The sequence below is a fragment of the Streptomyces kaniharaensis genome (genome assembly GCF_009569385.1).
GTDB classification, from domain to species: Bacteria; Actinomycetota; Actinomycetes; order Streptomycetales; family Streptomycetaceae; genus Kitasatospora; species Kitasatospora kaniharaensis.
In genome coordinates this window covers 341,581-365,415 of sequence record NZ_WBOF01000002.1, presented here as the reverse complement: position 1 = coordinate 365,415, position 23,835 = coordinate 341,581, and the positions used below count along the sequence as shown (strand labels likewise).

15 protein-coding genes and 2 pseudogenes are annotated in these 23,835 nt (G+C 70.0%); 6 read left to right on the top strand and 11 right to left on the bottom strand.

Translation table 11 applies throughout. From position 1 onward, the window contains the following. Window positions 1–119: 119 nt before the first annotated feature. Both F7Q99_RS43375 and F7Q99_RS29250 read left to right on the top strand, forming a co-directional pair. Entirely contained in the window at window positions 120–7,361 is a 7,242-nt protein-coding gene (locus F7Q99_RS43375; RefSeq protein ID WP_153466940.1) for an RHS repeat-associated core domain-containing protein, read from the top strand. Next, window positions 7,358–7,738, top strand: a complete 381-nt coding sequence (locus tag F7Q99_RS29250; protein ID WP_153466939.1) for a hypothetical protein — start codon at window positions 7,358–7,360, stop codon at window positions 7,736–7,738. The genes F7Q99_RS43375 and F7Q99_RS29250 overlap by 4 nt, the downstream gene beginning before the upstream one ends. Window positions 7,739–7,871: 133 nt before the next feature. Here the strand turns inward: F7Q99_RS29250 and F7Q99_RS29245 are convergent, their stop codons facing one another. From F7Q99_RS29245 to F7Q99_RS29205, 9 genes and pseudogenes are all read right to left on the bottom strand, one after another. Next, window positions 7,872–9,182 carry a tyrosine-type recombinase/integrase gene (locus F7Q99_RS29245; protein WP_153466938.1) on the bottom strand — a complete coding sequence of 437 codons (1,311 nt, stop codon included), beginning with the start codon at window positions 9,180–9,182 and terminating at the stop codon, window positions 7,872–7,874. Then, window positions 9,182–9,391 carry a helix-turn-helix domain-containing protein gene (locus F7Q99_RS29240; RefSeq protein ID WP_195911299.1) on the bottom strand — a complete coding sequence of 70 codons (210 nt, stop codon included), beginning with the start codon at window positions 9,389–9,391 and terminating at the stop codon, window positions 9,182–9,184. The genes F7Q99_RS29245 and F7Q99_RS29240 overlap by 1 nt, the downstream gene beginning before the upstream one ends. Continuing rightward, window positions 9,388–10,843: pseudogene (locus tag F7Q99_RS29235) on the bottom strand (replication initiator). Before F7Q99_RS29235 ends, F7Q99_RS29240 begins: the two are co-directional and overlap by 4 nt. Window positions 10,844–10,984: 141 nt before the next feature. Beyond that, complete coding sequence (locus F7Q99_RS29230; RefSeq protein ID WP_153466937.1) at window positions 10,985–11,731, bottom strand: DUF2637 domain-containing protein; 747 nt, start codon at window positions 11,729–11,731, stop codon at window positions 10,985–10,987. Window positions 11,732–11,772: 41 nt separating this feature from the next. Continuing rightward, complete coding sequence (locus tag F7Q99_RS41745) at window positions 11,773–11,973, bottom strand: hypothetical protein (protein WP_230210981.1); 201 nt, start codon at window positions 11,971–11,973, stop codon at window positions 11,773–11,775. Window positions 11,974–12,755: 782 nt separating this feature from the next. Continuing rightward, window positions 12,756–13,367, bottom strand: coding sequence for a class I SAM-dependent methyltransferase (locus F7Q99_RS29220; protein ID WP_153466936.1), 612 nt, complete (start codon window positions 13,365–13,367; stop codon window positions 12,756–12,758). A gap of 213 nt (window positions 13,368–13,580) precedes the next feature. Next, window positions 13,581–14,057, bottom strand: a complete 477-nt coding sequence (locus F7Q99_RS29215; RefSeq protein WP_153466935.1) for a hypothetical protein — start codon at window positions 14,055–14,057, stop codon at window positions 13,581–13,583. A 122-nt stretch (window positions 14,058–14,179) separates the two neighbouring features. Beyond that, complete coding sequence (locus tag F7Q99_RS29210) at window positions 14,180–14,854, bottom strand: response regulator (protein WP_153466934.1); 675 nt, start codon at window positions 14,852–14,854, stop codon at window positions 14,180–14,182. Next, complete coding sequence (locus F7Q99_RS29205; protein ID WP_153466933.1) at window positions 14,851–16,155, bottom strand: sensor histidine kinase; 1,305 nt, start codon at window positions 16,153–16,155, stop codon at window positions 14,851–14,853. The genes F7Q99_RS29210 and F7Q99_RS29205 overlap by 4 nt, the downstream gene beginning before the upstream one ends. 261 nt (window positions 16,156–16,416) lie before the next feature. Here F7Q99_RS29205 and F7Q99_RS43370 point away from each other — a divergent pair, with 261 nt between their 5' ends. Then, the gene (locus F7Q99_RS43370; protein WP_326847310.1) at window positions 16,417–17,715 is read left to right on the top strand and encodes an alpha/beta hydrolase family protein; all 1,299 of its coding nucleotides are present in this window, start codon (window positions 16,417–16,419) and stop codon (window positions 17,713–17,715) included. Here the strand turns inward: F7Q99_RS43370 and F7Q99_RS29195 are convergent. Both F7Q99_RS29195 and F7Q99_RS29190 read right to left on the bottom strand, forming a co-directional pair. Beyond that, window positions 17,712–18,810 (bottom strand): annotated as a pseudogene (locus tag F7Q99_RS29195) (IS630 family transposase). The gene F7Q99_RS43370 and the pseudogene F7Q99_RS29195 sit on opposite strands and share 4 nt — an antisense overlap. A gap of 433 nt (window positions 18,811–19,243) precedes the next feature. After that, on the bottom strand, window positions 19,244–19,783 hold the full coding sequence (locus tag F7Q99_RS29190; RefSeq protein ID WP_153466931.1) for a YcxB family protein: 540 nt from the start codon (window positions 19,781–19,783) through the stop codon (window positions 19,244–19,246). 655 nt (window positions 19,784–20,438) lie between these two features. On the opposite strand from F7Q99_RS29190, the gene F7Q99_RS29185 reads away from it, so the two are divergent. The 3 genes from F7Q99_RS29185 (at window position 20,439) to F7Q99_RS29175 (ending at window position 23,755) form a co-directional block, all read left to right on the top strand. Then, entirely contained in the window at window positions 20,439–21,998 is a 1,560-nt protein-coding gene (locus tag F7Q99_RS29185; RefSeq protein WP_153466930.1) for a HEAT repeat domain-containing protein, read from the top strand. A gap of 294 nt (window positions 21,999–22,292) precedes the next feature. After that, on the top strand, window positions 22,293–22,934 hold the full coding sequence (locus F7Q99_RS29180; protein ID WP_153466929.1) for a hypothetical protein: 642 nt from the start codon (window positions 22,293–22,295) through the stop codon (window positions 22,932–22,934). Further along, window positions 22,931–23,755: a DciA family protein gene (locus tag F7Q99_RS29175; protein ID WP_153466928.1), complete on the top strand. Its 825-nt coding sequence runs from the start codon at window positions 22,931–22,933 to the stop codon at window positions 23,753–23,755. Before F7Q99_RS29180 ends, F7Q99_RS29175 begins: the two co-directional genes overlap by 4 nt. The last annotated feature ends 80 nt before the right edge of the window (window positions 23,756–23,835 follow it).

The window sequence follows — 23,835 nt, the reverse complement described above, 5'->3', positions numbered from 1 at the left end:
GCATAGCCATGCCCATATGACGTTGTGTCGATAGTTAGTGAGGAGCCGTCACGGTGCTGGATAGGCCTGCCCGGAAACGGGCCGGGACACGAATAGGCGGTCGATGGCGGTCGCCGGCGGTGGCGGCAGTGGTCGCCCTGGCGATGGCCGGAGTGTCCGTGCCGCCAGCGGCGGCGTGGACCTTCCCCCAGCCCGAGGGGGAGGTCTGGACTCCCCCGAACACGCCTCTGGGCAACGAGACCGTCCCGGTCAAGGGCCGCGATGTCCGGCCCCCGGGTGCCAAGCCGGCGGGAAGGACGGCGCAGTGGAAGCCGGAAGCGGTCGCGCCGGTGGTCACCGGTACCGAGACGGTGACGCTCGGGCTCAACAGCGCCGAGGCCGACGCCGCCCGAAAGGCGACCGGCGGCGCATCGCCCGCCTCCGGCGGGACGACCGGCACCAAGGCCGGGGCGCTGGCGGTCGAGGTTGCGCCCGGGGCCGGCAAGGGCGAGAGCGCACACGCCGTCACCGTTCGGGTCGCCGGCGCGGACAAGGGCAAAGCCGCGGGCGCGGCGGGGCCGCTGATCGCCCTCTCCGACGCGGAGCCGGTGGCCGGTGGCAACGGGCGCAGCGCAAGCGTCACGCTCGACCTCAAGGCTCTCCAGGCGTCTGGTTGGTCGGATCGAGCCGCCCTGGTCGCCCTGCCGGCGTGCGCGCTTACGACGCCCGAGCGCCCCGAGTGCCGGACGCAGACACCGGTCCCGTCCAAGACGGACGGCTCCGGCAAGATCACTGCCGACGTGACTCTGCCACCGGCGGCTGCCGCACCCCTAGCGGGCAAGGGCCAGAACGGCGCCGTGAAGACGTCGTTCACCACTGCGCAGGCGGCGGCCGCCGACGCAGGCAGCGGTAGCTCCGTGGTCATTGCGCCGACGCCTTCGCCGTCGGGCCCCATGGGTAACTACACCGCGACTTCCCTGTCGCCGTCGATGGCATGGACAGCGGGGTCCAACGCGGGCAACTTCACCTACAACTACCCGATCCAGGTGCCCCCCTCCCTCGGCGGGGCTGCCCCGGTCGTGGCGCTGGGCTACAACTCAGCGGCGGTGGACGGCAAGACCTCCGCAGTGAACGCCCAGCCCTCGTGGATCGGTGACGGCTGGGGCTACGAGCCCGGATTCATCGAGCGCTCGTACCGCAGCTGCGACAAGGCCGGCATCACGGGTTCGTCGGACCAGTGCTGGGGCGGCCAGAACGCCACCCTCTCCCTGGGTAGCCACTCCGGCACGATCGTACGCGACGACGCCAGCGGCGTCTGGCATCTCCAGAGCGACGACGGCTCCAAGATCGAGCAGCTCACCGGCGCACCGAAGGCGGCCGGCGATATCGACTACCGGGACATGGAGTACTGGCGGATCACCACCTCCGACGGTGTCCAATACTACTTCGGCCTCAACCACCTGCCCGGCGGCGACGGCACCGACCCGGCCGCGAACTCCGTCCTCACGGTCCCGGTGTACTCGCCGAACAGCGGAGACCCTTGCTACAACTCCGGCAGTGGGAAGAACTCCTGGTGCCAGATGGCGTGGCGCTGGCAGCTGGACTACGTCATCGACCCGCACGGCAACCTGACCACCTACAAGTACGCCACCGAGGGCAACAAGTACCAGCGCGGCACCGTCCAGGGCGGCGGCACCGGCACCCTCACCGACTACCAGCGCGCCGGCTACCTCAAGGAGATCGCCTACGGCCAGCGCCTGGACGACCAGAAGGCCGCCAAGGGCACCGCCAGCCCGGCGGCGAAGATCCTCTTCACCGTCGCCGAGCGCTGCACCCCCGGCGCCACCACCGACTGCTCCGAGAGCCAGCGCACCACCGCCAACGCCAACGCCTGGCCGGACACTCCGGTTGACCAGATCTGCACCGACAGCACATGCGTGAACTCGGCGCCGACGTTCTTCACGACCAAGCGCCTGACCACGATCAGCACCCAGGTCTGGGTCAACTCCGCCCCCCGCACCGTCGACACCTGGAATCTCAACCAGGAACTCGCCGACCCCGGCGACGGGACCAAGCGCCTCCTGCAGCTCGACTCGATCCAGCGCGTCCCCAGCAACGGCCAGGCCGAGATCAAGAACCTGCCGGCCATGCAGTTCGAGTACAAGATGCGCGCCAACCGCATCGACGGTCTCGTCCCGGCCGAGAAGATGTTCATGCGTCCGCGCATCCAGGGCATCACGACGGAGACCGGCGGACGGATCGACGTCCTCTACACCGACCCCGAGTGCTCCCGGGTCAACAACCGCATGCCGGCCTCCGAGGACAACAACTCGATGGCCTGCATGCCCACCAAGTGGTACCAGACCGACCCTGCCACCGCCAAGAAGACGCTGATCACCGACTGGTTCGACAAGCCCCTCGTCAGGAGCGTCGTCGAACAGGACCGTGTCAGCACCCCCGCGATCGAGAAGACCACCGAGTACACCTACAACGGCGGGGCCGCGTGGCACCGCAACGACGCCGAGTTCGCCGACCCCCGTACCTGGGACAACTTCCGCGGCTACCAGTCGGTCACGACTACTACCGGCAGCGGTGCCGCGAGCGAGGCGCCCAAGACCCAGCAGACGGTCACCTACCTGCGCGGCATGGACGGCGACTACCTCGCCACGGGCCAGCGGAGCGTCCAGGTCGCCAGCCCCCTCGGCGGAACCGTCACCGACAGCGACTGGCTGAGCGGGCGCGCCGTGGCCACCGAGGTCTACGACAAAGCCGGCGGCACGGTCCAGACGATCAGCGGAAGCACCTACAGCGGACAGCCGATCACCGCCACTCACACCCAGAGTGCCGGAGCGCCCGCGATCTACGCCCGATTCCCGGACTCCGAGACCACGGCCACTACCAAGGCCCCCCTCGCCGACGGCAGCTGGCGCACCACCACAACCGTCACGACCACCGACCCTGCCAACGGCAACCGCGTCAAGCAGGTCAACGACAAGGGCGACGGCACCGCCTCCGCCCCCGAGACCTGTACCAGCGTGAAGTACGCGACCAGCGACAACCCGCAGCGTGTCCTGCTGACGTCGGAGATCGTCACCGTTCAGGGCCCGTGCGGTACCACCGCGTCCGCCGCCAACACGATCGCCGGCATCCGTACGCTCTACGACGGCAGGCCCTTCAGCAAGGCCGGCGCGACCGGCGATGCGACCAGCACCCAGGTCCTTGACCACTTCGACCAGGCCGGAAACCCGGTCTACATCCAGGGCGCCACCGCGACCTTCGACGCCTACGGGCGCCCGCTGACGACCGCGACGACCGACGGCTCGGCCTACGACCGCGACGGCGCGCAGGTGAGCGGCCCGTCGACCACCCCCGCCGTGACGTCCATGGCGTTCACCCCGGCTTCCGGAGCCCTGCCGACCGAGACCCGGTCCACCGGACCCATGCCGGGCTGGACCAGCACTGTCACGCAGGACCCCGCGCGCGGCTCGCCCTTGACCGACACGGACGTCAACGGCCGTGTCACCACAGCCCAGTACGACGCCCTCGGCCGCATCACCGCAGTGTGGGCGCCCGACCGTCCTACGAGCGAGCTTCCCAGCAAGAAGTTCACCTACGCCGTGAACGGGACGACGGCGCCGTCCACCGTCAAGACGGAGTGGATCAACGACGACGCGGTCACCTACTCCGCGAACATCGACATCTACGACGGCCTGGGACGGCCCCGCCAGACCCAGCGCACCAGCGACGCCAAGCCCACCGGACGCCTGATCACCGACACCGTCTACGACACACACGGCTGGGTGATCAAGACCTCCAACCCGTACTACGAGAAGGGCTCCTTCCCTACCGAGTCCGTCTTCATCCCCGCTGCCGACGGCCAGGTACCCGGCCAGATGTGGAACACCTACGACGGCCGCGGCCGGGCACTGCGCTCGGAGTTCCGCTCCTACGGCAACCTCCAGTGGGCCACCACCACCGCCTATCCCGGCGCGGACCGCACCGACGTCACCCCGCCTGCGGGCGCAATGCCGACGACGGCCGTGATCGATGCTCGCGGGCACACGACCGCCCTGTGGCAGTACCGGACCACGTCGGCGACCGGCAACGCCGCTGACGCGGATGTCACCACCTACGGCTACACGCCCGGCGGTCTCGCGTCCACGCGGACCGACAGCAGCGGCAACACCTGGAGCTACACCTACGACCTGCGCGGACGCCAGGTTTCCGCTTCCGACCCGGACACGGGCGTGAGCCAGACGTTCTACGACGTCAACTCGCGCATCGACCACACCGTCGACGCCAAGAACAACACGCTCGCCTACAGCTACGACCTGCTCGGCCGCAGGACCGGCATGTACAACGGCAGCGTCGCACCGGCGAACCAGCTGGCGTCCTGGACCTACGACACCATCCTCAAGGGCCAGCCCACCTCCTCCACCCGCTACGTGGGCGGCGCGAGCGGAGCGGCCTACACCAAGGCCGTGACCGGCTACGACACCGCCTACCGCCCGCTCGGCGCCTCCGTCACCATCCCGTCCGCCGAAGGCGCGCTCGCGGGCACCTACACCACCACCAACACCTACAGCCCGGTCATCGGCTCACTGAAGAAGGTCAGCATCCCCGCCGCCGGCGGACTGCCGGCCGAAACCGTCAGCTACGGCCGCACCATCACCGGCCTCCTCACAGCAGCCGCCAGCCTCAACAAGGCGGTCATCGCCAAGGTCGAGTACGACGCCCTCGCGCGACCCGTCCGTACGACCGCCGGCGAATACGGCAAGCAGGTCGTCTCGACCCAGCAGTACGACTGGTCGACCGGCCGCGTCATCAACTCCTTCGTGGACCGGCAGGTCGGCACGACCTCCGTCGACCAGACGAGCTACACCTACACCCCGTCCGGCCGGGTGACCTCGGCCACCACCGTCCAGGACGCCAGTGTCACCGACACCCAGTGCTTCACCTACGACTACCTGGGCCGGCTGACCAACGCCTGGACCGACACCGGGGGCACCTTCACCACCGCCGACTGGACTGACACCTCCGGCGTCGTCCACGGCACCGGTAGCTCCACCACCGTCGCCGGCATCGGCGGCTGCAAGAACGCAACCGGCCCTGCCGTTGTCAGCCCCGGCGGGCGCACGATCGGCGGACCCGCACCGTACTGGAACACCTATGGCTACGACGCGACCGGCAACCGCACGAGCCTCGTCCAGCACGACATCACCGGCAACAGCCTCAACGACACCACCACCACGCAGACCTTCGGAGCCGCCAAGAGCCTCAACACCCCCACCAGCGCCCCCAACACCGGTGGCGGAACCGGCGGGCCCCACGCCCTCCTCACCTCCACCACCACCGGCCCGAGCGGCACCAAGGCCGTCGGCTATCAGTACGACGCCAAGGGCCGCACCACTGCCATCACCGACACCAGCGGCACCACCACCCTGACCTGGAACGGCGAGGACAAGCTCGAGAGCCTCGTCAAGACGGGGCAGGCCGGCGCCACGACCTACCTCTACGACGCGGACGGCAACCAGCTCATCCGCCGCAACCCCGGCAAAACCACGCTCAACCTGCCCACCGACGAACTCACCCTCGACACGGCCAGCGGCTCGCTGAGCAACGTCCGCTCCATCGCCGGACCCGGCGGCCTGACCTACACCCGCGTCACCGCCGCCATCGGCGGTGGTCAGGTCCTCATCCAGGCCTCCGACCCGCACGGAACCAACAACCTCCAGATCACCGCCACCGCGACCCAGCCCGCCACCCGGCGACTCAGCGATCCGTTCGGCAACCCCCGCGGCACCCAGCCTGCGGCCGCCGCCTGGGCCGGCAGCAAGGGCTTCGTCGGCGGAAGCAAGGACGACACCACCGGCCTCACCAACCTGGGCGCACGCCAGTACGACCCCGGCACCGGCCGGTTCATCAGCCCGGACCCGATCCTCGACACAGCCAACCCGCAGCAGTGGAACGGCTACGGCTACAGCGAGAACGACCCGGTCAACCTCAGTGACCCCAGCGGCCTCAGCTCGGAAGAGTGCGGCAAGCTCTACGACTGCCACGGCGGCACCATCACGTTCAGCAATACAGCGGAGACCAGCGGTTACGTCGACGCAGACACCCAGCGCCGCTACTACGAGACATTCAAGGACGACACTCAGAGCACAACCCACCAGTGGATCAGCGACCAGATCACCAAACACCCCGGTGTATCTAAGCCCATGGTGGTCAAGCCCATGAGCAAATACGATCAGGGCGTCGCGGATGTTCTCATCGGTTTCGTCAACGGCCTGGTCCAGCCGGCCAAGGATCTCAAGGGCTGCGTGACCGGGAAGGGCTGCAAGCCGCTCGCGACCGACGCGAACCCGATTGCGGGGACAATCCAGAGTGTCTCGGGGATGGTCGACACCGGCAAGCAGATGTACCACCAGATCCAAAATGGCGAGTACGAGTACACCGGCGGAGAGATTACAGGCCTGATCCTGATAGCGCTAGTGACGCATAAGGTCGCTAAGGGGCTGGGCGCCGAAGTCCCATGCCGAAACAGTTTTCCGCCCGATACACCGGTCCTGATGGCCGACGGAAGCGCCAAGGCCATAGGTGACATCAACCCCGACGACACTGTCACGGCCACCGACCCACAAACAGGCCAAACCTCATCCGAAACCGTCACCGCCAAAATCGTCGGCCACGACGACACCCAGTTCACGGAATTGACCCTCTCCACCTCAGACGGGAAGACCACCCCGCAGACAACTCACTCCCTGGTCTCGACCGCCCACCACCCCTACTGGGACGAAACAACCAAGACCTGGACCGACGCCCAGGACCTGCAAGCCGGCCACCAGCTCTACTACCCGGGCCACGGCCTGGTCGTCCTCCTCGCCATCCGGACCTACACCACAGCACCCCAAACCGCCCACAACCTGACTGTCGCAAACCTCCACACGTACTATGTACTCGCGGGCAACACTCCGGTCTTGGTCCACAACAGTAATTGCGGGCCAGACCTCGGTGGCAATTGGACGCCGCGCGCGAAGTCTGCAATTAACGGCGTCGCTGACTGTGACCAGTGTGCTCTCGATATTCAGAAGGCGCTCGGGGGTGGTGACATCTACCAGGTTGCTGGCCGATTCCCTGGCGCCCGGCCATACGTGTACCGTGGCGTCGAGACTAACTGGCCTCAGCATTTTGTTGTCATCAAGGATGGAAGGGCATTTGATGCCTGGACTGGCAGAGGTGGGGAATCAATCGAGGACTATATGAAGAACTTTGCAGACCCGAGCATCCCTGGCGACGATGCAAATGAGATCCTTAAGCTGACACCGGGGACTCTGACGCCAAATCCAGCTAGTGGCGGTCTCACCTGGAGGCCTAACCCATGACGGCCGAGGTTCTGCCCGTTGAACTGCTGTTGAGAAACCTGAAGTTCAGGCCATCGATGTTCTTCCTGGATGGCTCGTTCGCGCAGTACGTCGCATTCTTTTCAGGGTTCGGTGTCAGTTCAGAAGCTGCGGAAGTCCCTTTTCTGGACGGGTTCGCCGAATGGATCGCAGCACATGCGAGAAGTGGCCATAACTTGACTTGGCCTACTCTCGTTCTCCGATCCATCTGGCCCGAGTGGAACGGCTCTGTATCGGACTGGAGTAAGCTGGATTCGATTTCCGACAAGCATGCGGTTCGAGTGCTATTCGAGCTGCTAGCGGCCTTCAAAGGAATCGATCCAGGCGTGCTCGGCCTTGCGACCGACGGAACGCCGTGACGGCCTAAGTCTGCGATGCGGCGTTATTGCAGATAAAAGCCGTCGGCCAAACTAGAATGCCATGCCAGAAGCCCCGCTGAAATGTCATCAGCGGGGCTTCTGGGGCTCTTGACGGCAGTAGTTGACGGCAACGTCAGCGGACGGGTGCTGCACAGAGCGGCGGCTCGTTGCCGTCGTCGGGGTCGGTGGCTGCCCCGGAGGACTGTCCGAGGGTGCGGCCGAGGAGGTCGATGGCGTCGCGCTGGAGGCGGAGGCGGACGTGTGCGTAGACGGTGGCGGTGACGCCGATGTGGGCGTGGCCGAGGAGTTCCTTGATGACGACGAGTTCGACGCCCTGTTCCAGGAGAAGGGTCGCAGTCGAGTGGCGGAGGTCGTGGAAGCGGATCTGGCGGAGGTGGGCGCGGCGGAGGAGGGCGTTGAAGCGGCGGGTGAGGGTCGCGGGTTCGATGGGGTGGCCGTCGGGCCGGGTGAAGACGTGGCCGCTGTCCATCCAGCCCGCGCCGGCCTTTTCCTTCTCCTGGGCCTGCTGCTTGCGGTGGGCGCGGAGTGAGAGCAGGCAGGGGGCTGGGAGTGCGATGCGGTGTTCGGAGCTGACTGTCTTGGTGGGGAGGGTGGTCAGGCCGCCGGTGCGGGTGCGCTGGAGGGTGCGGCGGATGCTGGCGGTGCCGCTGCTGTGGTCGAGGTCTTCCCAGCGCAGGCCGAGGAGTTCGCCCTTGCGGAGTCCGGTGCGGAGGGCGAGTTCGAACAGGGCGTGGAGGCGGTGGCCCTGGGCGGTGGTGAGGAAGGTGCGGGCCTCGTCAGCGGTGAGGGGTTCGAAGCGGCGGGGGCGGGGTGTGCCGGTGCGGACGTTGCGGGCGACGTTGCGCGGGATCTCTTCCTCCCGGACGGCGTGTTCCAGGGCGGACTTGAGGACGGAGTGGATGTAGGCGAGGGTCAGCGGGGAGAGCCGCTTGCCGCAGCATGTGCCGGTCGCGCAGCAGCGGGGTTGGGTGCGGGCGGCGTCGAGGCCGCGGGCGCAGCACTGGCAGGTGGTGCGGAGCTGGTTGAGCCAGGTGCGCACGTCCTTGGCGGTGAGTTTGGCGAGCTTCTTCTTGCCGAGGCCAGGGATGAGGTAGCGGTTCGTGCAGGCGGTGTAGCGGGTGTGGGTGTTCTCGCGGAGCTGGTGGATGGCGACGTTCTCCAGCCAGTAGGTCAGGTACGCGCCGAGGCTGCCCTGTACGGAGGGGGCGGGGACGCCGCGGTTGCTGGTGGCGATCTTCTCGGTGAGCTTGGCGAGGGCGTCCTTTCGGGTGGTGCCGTAGACACGGACGCGCTTGCGGGTGTCGCCGACGGCGAGGACGTAGCCGGCGGCTTCCCAGCGGCCGTCCTTGCGCTGGTAGACGGTGCCGTCGCCGTTGGCGCGGCTACGACGCGAGGGGGCGGGGGTGTCGCGGGGTGTGGTCATCAGGCGGCGTCCTGTTCGAGTCGGGTGCGGATGAAGTCGGTGAGTGCGTGGGTGGGTATGCGGCGGGCGCGGCCGAGGGTGATTGAGGCGTGTTGCCGGGTGCGGAGCAGGTCGTAGACGGCGGAGCGGCCGAGTTGGAGGCGGGCCATGACCTGGGGGACCGTCAGCAGGTCTTTGCTCATGCCCGGTCCGGGGAGCAGAGCGGTCATGAGGGGCCGCCCTCTACGGTGAACTGCCGTGCCAGTTCTCTGCGGTGCCAGACGGCGGCGGCGAGGAGTTCCGCGCCGGGGCTGTAGCCCGAGCCGTGGTAGGTCCAGTTGCCGATTACGAGGGTGGTGCTCGGGTCGAGGTCGGGCAGGCCGGCGTGTGCGCGGGCCTGTTCGGTGCGCCAGGCGCGGCGGTCGTCGCGCAGCGCGCCGAGGGTGACGGAGTAGCAGCGGGACTTGGTGGAGAAGTGGCCCCGGAAGCCGAGCATGTGTGCCCACTTCCAGAGCTTGAGGTCGGCGAACACTCCGGGCGGTTGCCCAGTTCCCAGCATGTGCGGATCATCTGCCGCACGTGGCGTTCGAGGCGAGGCGGGGCAGGGGTCGGGCCTGTCCGGTGCCGCCGCAGGTGGTACACGTGAGCGGGGTTCCGTGGCCGGTCAGGGTCATGCCGCGTCCCTGGCAGGGGCGGCAGAACAGGGCGCGGTCGAGAGCGCCGGATGAGTCGGCGGACTTGGTGGCGTACTTGGCCACGTAGGCGGCGACCGCGTGATCGGTGAGCTCGGCGTTGGTGCCGAAGGCGGCGATCTCGCGCACGTCGAGCTGTTCGCCCCAGGTGAGTTCGCGTTCCCCGACCGCGTCCGAGACGACGCTGACCGAGACGCGGGCGGCGGCGGCCCGGATGGCGTCGGCGAGCAGGGTCACGGTGGCGGACGGGGGCGGGGGCGGGGGCTGGGTGCTGCCGTGCGGGCCGTCGAGGCGGATCACGGCGTGGAAGTGGACCAGGCCGCGCTTCTGGTACTCGGCGACCTTGGCGAAGGAGACGCGCAGCACTGCGCGGGCCGCCTTCTGGGTCAGGCTGAGCCGGGCGGCGATCTCGCGGCGCAAGTAGATCGTGAAACGAACCCACAAGGCTCCGGCGTGGGCGTCGAACAGCACCGCGCCCGGGTAGTCGTAGGTCTTCGGGTCCAGCGGCGTGCCAAGCAGCGCGTCCCCGAGTTCGTGGCGCTTGCCGCAGCGGCAGGGCCGGAGGGCACCGCCCGTGTCGGTGAGGCGGCTGTGGACGGGGTCGAAGGACGGCGCGGTGAGCGTGGCGAACACGCGGGGGTGGGTGCGGACGGTGTCCGGCACGTTCTTGCAGCCGGTCAGGCCGGCGCGGATGAGTTGGAAGGTGTCGGCGGCGTAGACGCGGGAGCAGGCCGGGCAGCGCGAGGCGCGACGGTTGCCGCAGGCCGTCAGCAGGCTGCCCGTGGGTTCATCGGCCGTGGTGTAGGAGCGCAGTACCTCACCGGTTGCCGTGTCGATGGTGGTGGTCTGGTCGAGCAGGCGCACGGGTTCGGTGCAGCCGCCGAGGCGGTCGATCTGCTGGTGTGCGCGGTCGAAGTCGGGCAGGTTGACCAGGTGGATCAGGTCCCGCACGGCGGGGCTTGCCACGTGGCGCAGGTCCAGGGTGACCATGTCGGGGCGTGTCCCTTCTGTCGGGTGGGGTTGCCCCGAGCAGCAACCAGCCGGGCAGGAAGGCGTGTTGGTGCTGCTCGGGGCAAGGGAAGCCGAGCGCGGTCGGGCGGGGTCGGTCAGGTGGGGAAGGGGCCGGCGGGCTCAGGCGGAGAGCTGAGCATGTGCGGCGGTGGCCAGCGGCAGCGTGACGCCCAGGCGGGCCTTGAGCTGACCGGGCGTAATGTGCGCGCCCTGTTCGGCCTGATGCGTCTCGGCGACGCGCCGGGCAGCGATCAGCAGGGCCTCAGGGACGGCCGGGAGCGAGGCGGAGACGATCGTCTTGGCCGGCACGGGAGCGGGCTCATCAGTGAGGATCGCAGCCGGGGCAGGCGCCGGCTCGGAGGCCGGTGCGAGGGCGGGTTCTGGTACGGGGTCGAGCGCTGCGAGCGGGTCGGGCAGGTGTTCCACGGCCGGAACCGGGGCGGGGACCTCCGCCGTCTTCGGGCCGCTCAGGGTGTGGAAGTGGCGGAGGAACTGGGGGCCGACCTGGCCCCAGCCGAGCAGCAGCAGCGGGGCGACCGCATCGACGGCGGCACGGCCGTAGTGTCCGGCTACCAGGGGTTCGGCGACGTTCAGAGCCAGGGTCAGCAGGCCGCACAGGTGCATCAGGCGGGTTGCGGCCGTCAGCTCCTGTTGTGGAACACCGCGCAGGGACAGCAAGCGCAGACCGACGAGGAGCCCGATCACGGACAGGTCAACCATGGGGGCGATCAGCGGCGCGATCGGGTGGGGCACCCCCAGGCGCAGGGCCAGTGCCCAGACGTTGCCGAAGGAGAACACGAACGCCAGCAGGGCGATGACCGCCATGACCACGGTCACGGTGCGCTGTGTGAGGCGATCCTCGGCCATCAGGCCAACTCTCCTTTCTTGATGGTGAGTTGCCAGATGCGTCAGGCCGCTTCGGTCATCGGGGTGTCGGCGTCGTCGTTTATGAAGGCGGGCTTCCAGTCGACCGGGCCCGGGTAGACGTCGAGGTACGCGGCCGGGTCTTCGGTCAGGTGGGCGGTGTCGTCGGCGATCCGGGCCGCGTCGGCGTCGGACACGTACGGGGTGCGCACGCGGGTGAAGCCCGGACGGCCCTGCACTCCCATGGAGGCCACCCCGACGTAGGCCGGGTCCTGGAGATTGACCGGGTTCGCGTCCGGCCAGTTGCGAATGTCGTCCCCGAGCGCGGCAACGGAGGCTTCCGCCGTCTTCTGCGAGTGCGGCGACGATCGTTGCCAGTCCTTCGGCGAGGATCTCCTCGGCGGTCGGGAGCGGTGGCAGGAGGGAGGGCCGCTTGCGGACGGCGGCGACGGTGGTCTGGTGGTTCTCGCCAGTCTTGGCGACCCGGGCCCGGGCGGCGTTCTTCCGGGCGTGGTTCTTGACCATCGGGTGTCCTTGCTGGTGGCCGGCCCGCGATCCGGGCCACTGGACGGCACCGGGACAGTCTGCTGCGAGGCGGGCGTTGATGCGGGGCACCGTCAGGACGTTGGTGCTGCCGGTCGCGGCCGTCAGCGGTCCGGGACCGACACACCGAGCGGCCCGCCAGCAGGGTATCGGGACGGCCGGCACCGTCGGGCCGACTTCGCCTTGTGGCGCGCTGTCAGCTGATCGAGCAGCTGGCCCGCGCGGACCGCATCCCGGGGTGCTGGGTAGCCCGGGTACCCCCTTGCCCTCGGGAGCCTGTGCCCTGGGCAGGGGGACCGGTGGTCGGGGTGCTCTATCCGGCGGCTGCTGTCTGGATTTCGCGGATCGGCGCGCGGAGGTCGATGACGGCGACGCCGTCCGGGGCGTCGATGTCGCCCTTGCCGAAGCGGATCCAGACCGACACTGCCTACGGCTACGGCCGTCCAGTCTATGGTTCGGCCGGGCGGGAACCGCCCGAGCGGCGTCAGGCGTCGATCGGACGCAGCACCGCGTAGTACGCGAACGGCGGACCGAAAAGCCGGGCGACCCGCATCCCGGCTCCCTCCGCCAGGCTGATCAGCGAGGACGGCCGGATCTGATGCCGGTCGAAGAACTCGCCGACCACCAGCCGCCCGAACGGCTTCAGCGCCCGGCGCAGCTCGGCCAGCGTACGCGCCGGATCCGGGATCTCGCCCAGCGCCGTCACCAGGTAAGCCGCATCGAACGAGTCATCCGCAAAAGGAAGTTCATGTGCGTCGGCGCAGTTCGGCACGATGTTGTCGATGCCCTGCTCCTTGGCCCGGCGGCCCACGTGGTCGAGCATCTTCTGCTGGATGTCCACGATGTCCAGCTGGCCGTTCGGGCCCAGCTGCGGTGCGACGTGCAGCGACTGCAGGCCGGTTCCGGGGCCTATCTCCAGGATCCTCTCGCCCTCCCGGGCCTGCAGCACGTGGTCCAGGCGCTTCAGAGTCAGGAACGGCAGCGGCAGGTCGAGCAGCCAGCGCTGAGAGTACGGGTACGGCGCGGAGTCGGTGAACCACCAGGTGGCGACGGCGGCGGCAGCGCCCGCGCTGATCAATGCCCGCGAATGCCTCATAATTCCTCCCTAAATGTCCGATTGGGCCATCGAAGCATCTCTGATGGTCAATCAGTTGTGTTTGTGTGCAATCTGCTTGCGCCAGCGCCGACTTTGTCGGCAGTCGACCCGAGCGGGCCGAACGAACCGCCCGTGGACCGCCGTTGCGGCAGGCCGGGGACTTCCGAAACGGACCGGACCGCACGCGCCGATCACCGTCACGAACTCTTCCGCTCATCGGCCCGGCCGAGGGAAGGTCCGGGTCGCGAGAGCCGCGCAGGCCACCGCCAGCGGCAACTCGGCGAAGACCGCCATCAGCACCGCCAGCTTGAAGTCCGAACCCGGGGCAGCCGTCATGGTGTCGAACCAGGTGTCGACCAGCAGCAGGGCCGAAGTCGCGGCGGAGGTCAGGCAGGCCCGGCAGTCGCCGCGCCTGAGGAGCAGTCCGGTGGAGAACAGGCCGAGCGCCTCAAAGCTGTCCAGACCCGTCCACGTCCAGGCCCAGTGCGAGGCCTGAGCGGTGGCCGGCAGCCCGGTGTGCAGGAAGACCAGCCAGGGAATCATGGCCAGCCCGAGCACGGTGAGGACCGTGGCCGCCCGGCGAAGCAGCAGGGGGAACGTCGAAGCGGCCGCGGCCTTCGGAAGGATCCGCGAGACACCGGAGCCCGAACCGGCGTCCTCGCGGACCAGACGGACCCGATGCGTCCCCATGTCCCTGTGCTCCCTCGCTCGTCCGGCTGTGGCGACGAGGAGGAATCTAGGAAGGCGACGGCCCCGCGGACGTCACACTGCGGGGCCAACTTCGGCGTGATACCCGGGTACTCATGGGGGCTCTACTGGCCAGGCGTCACGAGCCCGGACTCGTAGGCGAGCACGACGGCCTGGGTCCGGTCGCGCAGGTCGAGCTTAGCGAGGATGCGCCCGATGTGGGTCTTGACGGTCTGTTCGGCGAGCACCAGCTGCGCGGCGATCTCCTGGTTGGACAGGCCCCGGGCGATCAGCTCCAGCACCTCCGTCTCGCGCGGGGTCAGGCCGTTGAGCCGCAGCTTGGGGTCGCGGCGCCGGGCGGGCCGGGCGCGGGCGAAGTCCTCGATCAGGCGGCGGGTGACGCTCGGCGCGAGCAGCGCCTCGCCGCCCGCCACGACCCGGACGGCGGTGATCAGGTCGGCGGGCGGGGCGTCCTTGAGTAGGAAGCCGCTCGCCCCGGCGCGCAGCGCCTCGTACACGTAGTCGTCCACGTCGAAGGTGGTCAGCATCAGCACCTTGGGCCGGTGCGCTCCCGGGACGGAGGGGTCAAGCAGCCGGCGGGCGGCCTCCAGGCCGTCCATGACGGGCATGCGGACGTCCATCAGCACCACGTCCGGGTGGGTGCGGCCGCTGACCTCCAGGGCCTCGACGCCGTCCGCCGCGTCCCCCACCACGTCGATGTCGCTCTGGGCGTTCAGCAGGGCGGCGAAGCCGGCCCGCACCATGGCCTGGTCGTCGACGATGATCACGCGGATGGTCATGCGGCTGTCTCCCGGGGCGGTTCGATTAGCAGGACGGCGGCCACCTTGAAGCCGCCGTCCGGCAGCGGGCCGGTGTCCAGACTGCCACCCGCCAGCCGGACGCGTTCGCGCATTCCGACCAGTCCGTGCCCGGTACCCTCGGCGGCGGCCTCCAGGGACTCGGTGCGCTCCGCGGGGGGCGCGTTGACGACCGTCACCCGCAGCTGCGGGCCGTCCGAGGCCAGCGACACCCAGGCGCGGGCCCCGGGCGCGTGCCGGACGACGTTGGCCAGCGCCTCCTGCACGATCCGGTACGCGGACAGGGCGGCGGCGGGCGGCATCCGGGCGTCGAGCCCGTCCTCGACGGCGAGTTCGGCGGGCACCCCGGCCCGGGTCACCGCCTCGACCAGCTGGGCGAGTTGGGGCAGCCCGGGCTGCGGGGCCCTCTCGGTGGCGGACTCCTCGCTGCGCAGCACGCCGAGCAGCCGGCGCATCTCGGACAGGGACTGGCGGGCGCCGTCCGCGATGGCGGTGAACTCCTCGGCGGCGGCGGCCGGGACGCCCTCGATCCGGTACGGCGCGCTGACGGCCTGCACCGCGATGACCGACATGTGGTGGGCGACGACGTCGTGCAACTCCCGGGCGATGCGGGCGCGTTCCTCCAGCAGGGTGCGCCGTTCGCGCTCGACCTCGCTGATGTGCTCCTGCTCGCTGAGCAGCCGCCGGGCCTCGGCGCGGTCGCGCACGGCCCAGCCGAGCAGCAGCGCGGCGCCGCTGAGGGCGATCAGCAGCACGGCGGTGCCGTCCGCGGCCCGGGGCTGGCCGAGCAGGACGGTGAGGGCGGTGAGCAGCACGGTGGTGACCCAGACCGCGATCACGGTGGGTCGGCGCTCGCGCAGCCCGAGGGCGAGCAGCACGAAGGTGTACGCGATGACCATCGGCGCCGTCCACGGCCAGCTGCCCATCAGGTGGGGGTGCCTGGCGGTGACGGTGGCGGTGGTGACCAGGGTGGCCGCGCTGATCCACCAGGCGGCCAGGGGCCGGGTGGTGGCGAGCAGCAGCGGCGTGGTCTGGGCGAGGGTCAGGGCGGCGGCGACGGGGAGGGGCACGTCGTAGAAGCCGCGCAGGCAGGCGATTCCGGCGGAGATCAGCGGGATCTGGAGGATCATCGCGACGGCGTACGGGAAGCGGCGGATCCAGCGGCGGCGGGAGCTGCCGAACAGCGGGGTGGGCTCGCCGTTCGGGGTGGTGAGGTTGCGGTACAGGGCGCGCAGTTGCCGGGCGGCGTAGCTGCGGGCGTCGGTGGCGGTGGGCGTGTTCATCGCGGGCCAGCCTAGGAGCCGGGGCCCGTACGGGCGTCGGACCGGAGTGCGAGATTTTGGGGGCTACTCCGGTACGGGGTGATACCTGGGTATTAGTGCAGCGCCGCGTTGATCCTTCGGGGGTTCATGCGGCTTTGAGTGGGCTGCCGTCGTAGGTCCAGCGGTAGGGCTTGGCGTCGTGTTCGTCGTAGGCCAGGACGAAGGTGGCGCTCGACGATGCCGGCGAAGGGAGCCCCGCGCCGCACGACATAGTCCCGGCGTATGACTCCGGTACCTCGTGGGGGCTACGAACGGCACCGGAATGTTTGCCTCTGTGGGTTGATTCGATACGGAGCTGTGGAACCTAGCGTCGATCCCATGAAACGCAATCGCCGTATCAGCGCTGTCGCGGTGCTGGCGCTCGCCGCCCTCGTCACCGGAACCGGCGCCGGGTTCGCCGCCACGACCACACCGTCGGTCACACCGGTGGCCACGCACGCGTTCGACACCGCACCAGCCAAGGCCGCCGCGCCCACGCGGTCCTTCCAAGGCACGCTCCCCGCGCCGACCGGCCCCTACGCCGCCGGCGAGGACGTCATCCACCTCACCGACGCGAGCCGTCTTGACCCGTGGGTGCCGTCATCCGGCCCCCGCCAACTGGCCGTCACGATGGTCTACCCGGCCGTCCCCGGAACCGGGACCCCGGCCCCCTACATGACCCTCGCCGAGGCAGCCGGAATCGTCCAGCGGCAGAAGCTGCCGACGAGCTCCGGCGTCACCCCACAGACCCTTTCCAGCGTCACCACTCACGCCTTCGACGGCGCGCGGCCGCAGCGCGGCAAGTATCCGCTGGTGGTCCTCTCACCCGCGCACGAGGACCCGCGCATCACGCTCACCTCGCTCGCGACCGACCTGGCCAGTCACGGCTACGTCGTCGCGCTCGTCGGCGACACCTACGAGGACAGCGGCGAGACGCTGGCGAACGGCCAGACGCCGCCGTGCGCGATCTGCGGTGACCCGGCGCGGATCGACTCCATCCCCGCCAGCCGCGCGCGGGACGTGTCCTTCTTGATCGACCAGTTGACGCATGGCAATACCGGGTGGCGCCTGGCACACCTCATCGACAAGCACGAGATCGGCATGGCCGGACACTCCATCGGCGGAGCGGCGGCCTCCGCCACGATGATCGCCGACCCGCGAGTACGGGCCGGCGTGAACATGGACGGCGCCTTCAAGCCGGCCCCGATGCCCGGCCAGATCAACCGGCCGTTCCTCATGCTGGGTACGGCCGACAACCACCCGGTCGGTGGCGACGACACCACGTGGGGGCAGGTCTGGGCCGCCCTCGGCGGCTACAAGAAGTGGCTGACGGTCGCCGGCGCCGACCACTTCAGCTTCAGCGACCTGGACCTGCTTCACGAGCAGGCCGGGTTCCCGACGCCGCCCCTCTCCCCGGAACGCGGGGTGGAGATCACCCGCGAGTACGTGACAGCGTTCTTCGACCAGACCCTGAAGAGGATCCACCGTCCGCTGCTGGACGGCCCCTCGCCGAACAATCCGGAAGTACTCTTCCAGCCCTAGTGTCCTGCGCCGGAGATCCGTCGGCAGAATCGGGCGAGGGAGTCGAAGGATCTCGTCGGCGGTCTTGGTCCAGGTGAACGGTTTGGGGTCCTCGTTCCAGTTCTTGATCCAGGCGCGGATGTCCCTCTCAAGGGCCTGAACGTTCTTGTGGGCACCACGTCGGATCATCTGGTCGGTGAGAAAGCCGAACCACCGCTCCACCTGGTTGATCCACGAGGACCCGGTCGGGGTGAAGTGCATATGGAATCGGGGATGTTGCGCCAGCCAGGCACGGATGGCCGGGGTCTTGTGGGTGCCGTAATTGTCGCAGATCAGGTGGATGTCGAGCCCGTCGGGAACCTCGCGGTCGATCTTGACGAGGAACTTCTTGAACTCCGCCGCACGGTGCCGGCGGTGCAGTGAAGTGATGACCTTCCCGCTGCTGGTGTCGAACGCGGCGAACAGGGTGGTCAGACCGTTGCGCACGTAGTCGTGGGTTCGACGCTCCGGCATGCCCGGCATCATGGGCAGGACCGGCTGGGAGCGGTCGAGGGCCTGGATCTGCGACTTCTCGTCGACCGACAGCACCACCGCACCTTCGGGCGGGTCGAAGTACAGGCCGATCACGTCGTGGACCTTCTCGATGAAGAGCGGGTCGGTGGACAGCTTGAAGGTGCCGACCAGGTGGGGCTTGAGCTGGAACTTCCGCCAGATCCGTCCGACGGTCGACTTCGAGAGGCCGCTGCGGGCGGCCATCGAGCTCCGGGACCAGTGTGTCGCGTTCTTCGGGATCTCCTCCAGCGTCGCCACGACGACCGCCTCGATCTCGTCGACCGCGATCGTGGGCGGCCGGCCCGGTCGGGGTTCGTCTACCAGGCCGTCCAGCCTCTCGGCGAGGAACCGGCGTCGCCACTTGCGGACCGTGTCCGCAGTGATGCCCAACTCCCTTGCCACGCCGACGATCGACGGCACATCAGGACCGTCGCAGGCCAGCACGATCCGGGCCCGCAGAGCCAACGCCTGGGCGGACGAGGCTCTGCGGGCCCACCGCGTCAGCGTGGCCCGTTCCTCGTCGGACAGCAACAACGGTTCCAAGGCGGGACCACGACGGCGCACCGGGAGATCAGGAGAAGAAGAGCTCACACACAACTAACGACGGATCTCCGGCGCAGGACACTAGTGCAGCGCCGCGTTGGTCCTTCGAGGGTTCATGCGGCTTTGAGTGGGCCGCCGTCGAAGGTCCAGCGGTAGGGCTTGGCGTCGTGTTCGTCGCAAGGCCAACACGAAGGTGTCGATGGCCGCGGCCAGTTCGTCGCGGGAGGCGAACTGGCCGCGGCGTAGTAGACGTCGGGTCAGGGTTGGGACCGACCGTCGGGCCGGTGCTGATTCCTGGGCGACCGTACGCTGCCCACAGTTGGAAGCAGCACCGGCCCACGACCCAGTCGTCCCGGCTTCCGCTTTCGCGGCCTCCGGTGGCTGTCGCGCCCCCTGTCGCGCTCCCTGTGCGGCGGCTGTCGCAGTCAACGGCCTGGCCCGGGCCCGGGTTCCATCAGGCCCGGACCTCCGGGGCCGGGCCTGCAGGCGCCGGACGGTCGACCGGGGCCGCGTGCCGGGCGAGCAGGGCGCGCAGCGCGTCGGGGTCCGCCGTCCCGCGCTTGGCCAGGATGAGCAGGCAGGAGCCGCTGCGGTTGAGCACCACGAACAGGTGCTCCGTCTCCACGAAGCCCGACAGCGTCGCCCACGCCCGGGTCTGGGTGCCGCACCGGTCGGTGACGGTCACCCCGGCGCCGTCCACCACCACGGTGCGGGGCCCGCCGCGCCGGGTCACCCGGCGGTGCGCCGAGGCCGCTTGCAGCCGCGGGGCGTACACCGCCAGCGCCACCAGGGCGACCGCCATCACCACGTCCGAGGCCCCCACCTCGCCGTCCGCCAGCTTCAGCGCGCCGCCCAGCAGCGAGACCGCCGCCGGGACCCACCAGACCACCCGTGCCGCCCGGCCCACCGTGGTGTGCCGGGCCTGGGCTGCGAAGGCCTCGCGGAAGTCCTCGCCCGTCGGCGTGTACGCCAGTTCCATCCGCCCCTGCTCCACCGCTGCTCCCTTGATCCACATTTCGGTGCGCGGATGCTAGCAAAGGGTTCGCAAAGCGGTGCGTCAGGCCCGGTCCCCGGCCGGCCGGCCCGGACCGGCTGGAGTGCCCGCAGTGCGCACGGGACCGCGCTGAGAAGAACCTGGGCCCGTTGGTGCTGCCCGCCCCGACCAAGCGCGAGCAGGTCGCCGCGCTGGTGTCCGCTCCGGAGGATCCGTGGTGGGAGGACCGGTGCTGCACGCGAAGCTCTACCCGGCGAGGGGCCGCCGGGTGTGACCTGTTGGTGTTGTGGGGCGCGAAATGGCCTCACGTGCCGTGTTGTCTGGACCTTTGGTTGTGCCTGTTGGGGGTTTTGGCCGGGTCGGCGTTGGGCTGGATTGATGATCGGCGTGATGTTTTCAGTGGGTTCGGCGTTCCTGTTCGCTCGGGGTTGGGTGGTGGTTCTTCCTGCTCAGAGGCATGTTGTGAGTGGGCAGTGGTGAAGGGCCGCGCTGATGTGGTGATGAAGCATCACTCCGAGGTGCGGTGAAGCACAGACGCCGATCGTTATCGCGGCTGCTGGGGACCGGCTGGCAGTGGTGAGGCCCGGGACAGGGATCTTGTGGGCGTCGTATATATGGGAAGCGGCAGGTTGATCGGCTCCGGCAGGATGGCGCGGTGAACTTCTTCTTCCGTCGCCAGCAGCCGCTCTCGCAGACTTTCCCGGGCGTGGATGTCTTGGAGGGTGTCCGGCTGGCGGTTGCCGAGGCGCGGTCTCGGGACGGGGATGCGTTCGAGGAGTTGATCGCCGCGCTGCTGGAGGTCGGCTCGGCCGGGGATCTTGAAGACTCGTTCGAGGCGCTGCGTGTGCTGGCGGGACGTCCGGCGCTGCTGCTGCGCCTGGACGCCTTCATACGACGGGAGTCGGCGTACTCGACGCGCCCCGCCCCATCACTCGCCGAGGCCGACCCGGTCGCCCTCGTCCTGGCGGCCTCGCACGCCGATGGCCGCATCCGTGAGCGCGCGCTGCAGCGGATGCTGAACCAGCCGCGTCCCGAGCTGATGCCGTTTGTCGTCTTGCGGACCAGCGACTGGGTCCGTCAGGTACGGGCGCCCGCGTGCGCGGCTCTGGCCGTGCTGCTCCACGACAACCCCATGCTGGCCACCTCGGCGACCGTGCGCACGGCCCTGCTGATCAACCGGCGCCGGCGCGGCGCCTTCGCCCACGGTCAACTGCTCGTGCCGCTGCTGGCCGGGTCGGGCACGGCCCTGTCCGGAAGGCTTCTCACGGCGCCCGAGCCGGCGGTACGGCGCTTCGTCCTCGACACCACCGCGCACCGCCTTGGGATTCGCGCCCTCGCCGCCCTCGCCGAGAGCGACCCCGACCGGCAGGTCAGAGCCCGGGCCGCCGAGGCCGCCGCCCGGCAGGCGGTGTGGACCGACCAGGTCGAGCTGCTGCGCCGCCTGGCCCGCAGCCGCCACGCCGAGGTGCGGATCACCGCCCTCACGGGGCTGATGCGCACCGGCTCCCCACAGAACGTGGTGCCGTACCTCGACGACCCGTCCGCACTGGTCCGGGCCCTCGCGCGAGAGGCGGCACGCCGCACCGGCATCGATCCGCTGGCGCACTACCGCGCGGCCATCCAGACCACCGAGCCGCAGATCGGGGCAGTTGGAGGGCTCGCCGAGACCGGCAGCCGGGCCGACGGCCCGCTGCTCACCGCCCTGCTGGACAACCCGGCTCCTCAGGTCCGCGTCCACGCGCTGCGGGCCCTGCGGAGCCTCGACGTGGTGCCCGTGCCCCGGGTCACGGCGCTGCTGCGGGACGGCTCCTCCGCGGTGGTCAAGGAGGCCGCCGCCACGCTCGCCCCCAGTGCCACCCAACTGCCTGCCGACCTGCTGTGGGACATGCTCACCGACCCGCAGCGGCCGGCCGTCCGACGGGCCGGCTACCGGTTGTTGAGCCGGCACGACCGTCTCACGGCGCTCCGCGCCGCCCTCGTCGTGAGTGGCGACACCCACCCGCGACTCGCTGTCCAGGGCAAGAACGACGCCACCACCCAGATCCGCAACCTGGCCCCGCACCCCTGGCGCACCCGCCCGGTCCCGTCCCTCGACGCCAGCCCCGCACAGGCCGCCGATCTGCTCGCCCTGGCGGAGCAGCGGCGTACCGAGCTCACCGAGGACGTGGTCCGACTGCTGCGTGACGCGCTTCGTCCGGGGCCCGGCAACTGGTAGCCAAGTCGCAGGCAGGGGCACCTCGTGCGGCTCGCTCGTGTTCGGCGTGTGGGTTTCACCGGGTTCGGCGCAGGCCTTCACTCTGGCTGTCGGCCGGTCTGTTCCGGCTGGCGGGGTGTCCTCACAGGTGGGTCGTAGCGCACGGCCTGCCTGGAATCCGGTGAAGCATCGCGCCGAAACCGCGATGAGGAGTGGACACCGACCGCCGTCGAGTTCGGCCTGTCAGCCAGGTCCAGTGGCTGGCTGCCGTGTTCTCGGCGCTGGTGAAACACCGCCCACGAAGCTTCCCTTCGATTGAGTGCTGTCTCCCGGCGCCGCCCGACGGCCTACCCTGAGGCTGGCGGAATCCTTGCCGGGCCGGTCAACCGCCTCGGTGGGGAGGCGGACCCGGCGTTCCGCCTCAAGGTGTGGCTGCGCGAGCAGGACAGGGTGCCGGTGGGACCGCTGCGCCCGGCCGCTGGTGCGTCAGTCGACGCCTGGCTGACCGGCCGCGGCCTGCCCCGGCGTGGCTGCGACCTGGCGTCCTGCGAGTCCGGGACGAACGTCGAGCTCGACGGCGAGTGCCAGGCCTGCGCGTACCACGTCGAGGGTGCCCAGCACCGGCACGCGATGCGCCGCCAAGCCGAGCGGGCCCTGGCCAAGGCCCGCACCACCTCGGCCCCGGCGGAAACCCACGGTCGCGCCGACCAGCCCAAGGAGCAGCAGTTGGAGGCCTACTGCGACCGGCACGTGCGGACCGTGCTGCCGTGCGGCCTGTGCGTGCCGCTGCTGGACCAGCCCGCCTTGCCCGAGGTCCCCCGGACGATCGACGGCACCGAGCTGCCCCCGGCCACCGTCCCGGCCTGGATGACCGAGGACAACTCCGAGGGCATCGCCTTCCGCGAGCAGCGGGCCGCCCGCCGCCGTGAGCGCGCGCTCGCCGGGAGCCGCTCATGACCACGACCACTGGCGCCGACCTGGCCCGCACCGCCCTGCGCGCCGCCCGCCAGGCCGCCCGCACCAACGGAAACGTCCCTGCCCAGCGCACCCGCACCGCCCGCCCGACCATGACCGTGCGCCGCGGCCCGCGCGAACCGCAGCCGATCGCCGACGTGTTCCTTGCCCTGGTTGCCGCGTACGGCTGGACCCTGGGCACCGCCGGCGGAGGCCTGCGCGACCGCTGGCCCACGATCGTCGGCCCCGACGCCGCCGCCAACTGGCACCTCGCCGGCTACGACCCGACCACCCGCCGCTTGCGCATCACCGCCGATTCCCCGGCCTGGGCCGCCCAGCTGCGCTTCCACGCGCACCGCATCCTCGCCGACCTTGACCAGCTGCGTCCCGGCACCGTCCGGGCCATCGACGTCCGCGTCGGTCCCGCCCCCGTGGTGCAGCACGACCAGGACCACGACGACCGGCCCGCCCGCCGCGACAACGGACCCACCGCGCAGCCGGCCCGGCCCCCGCTCGCCGACCACACCGCCTACCAGGAACTGCGCCGTCGGATGCGCGAGGACGCCACCGCCCGCCAGGCCGCGCTCGACGAGGCCGCCGCCGAGCGGGAGGCCATCCTGCGCAAGCACTACAACCGGCTGCGCGAACCCGAGAACGCCCACCGCCCCCCGATCCAGGACACCTCGGTCACCGACGCCGACCAGCACGCCCGACAGCAACGCGAACGCCACCGCGCAGCCCTCATCGTCGCCCGCGCCACCCGGGCCGGGGCAATCCCGCTGCGCACTGCCCGTCAGGCCCCGCCGAGGGCCGGGGCGGCGTGAGCCGTAGCCTTGCTCGTTCGGGGAAAGCCGGGACATCCGCGCGGTGACCGCCCTGCTTGATTCCCGATGGGACCTCGGCC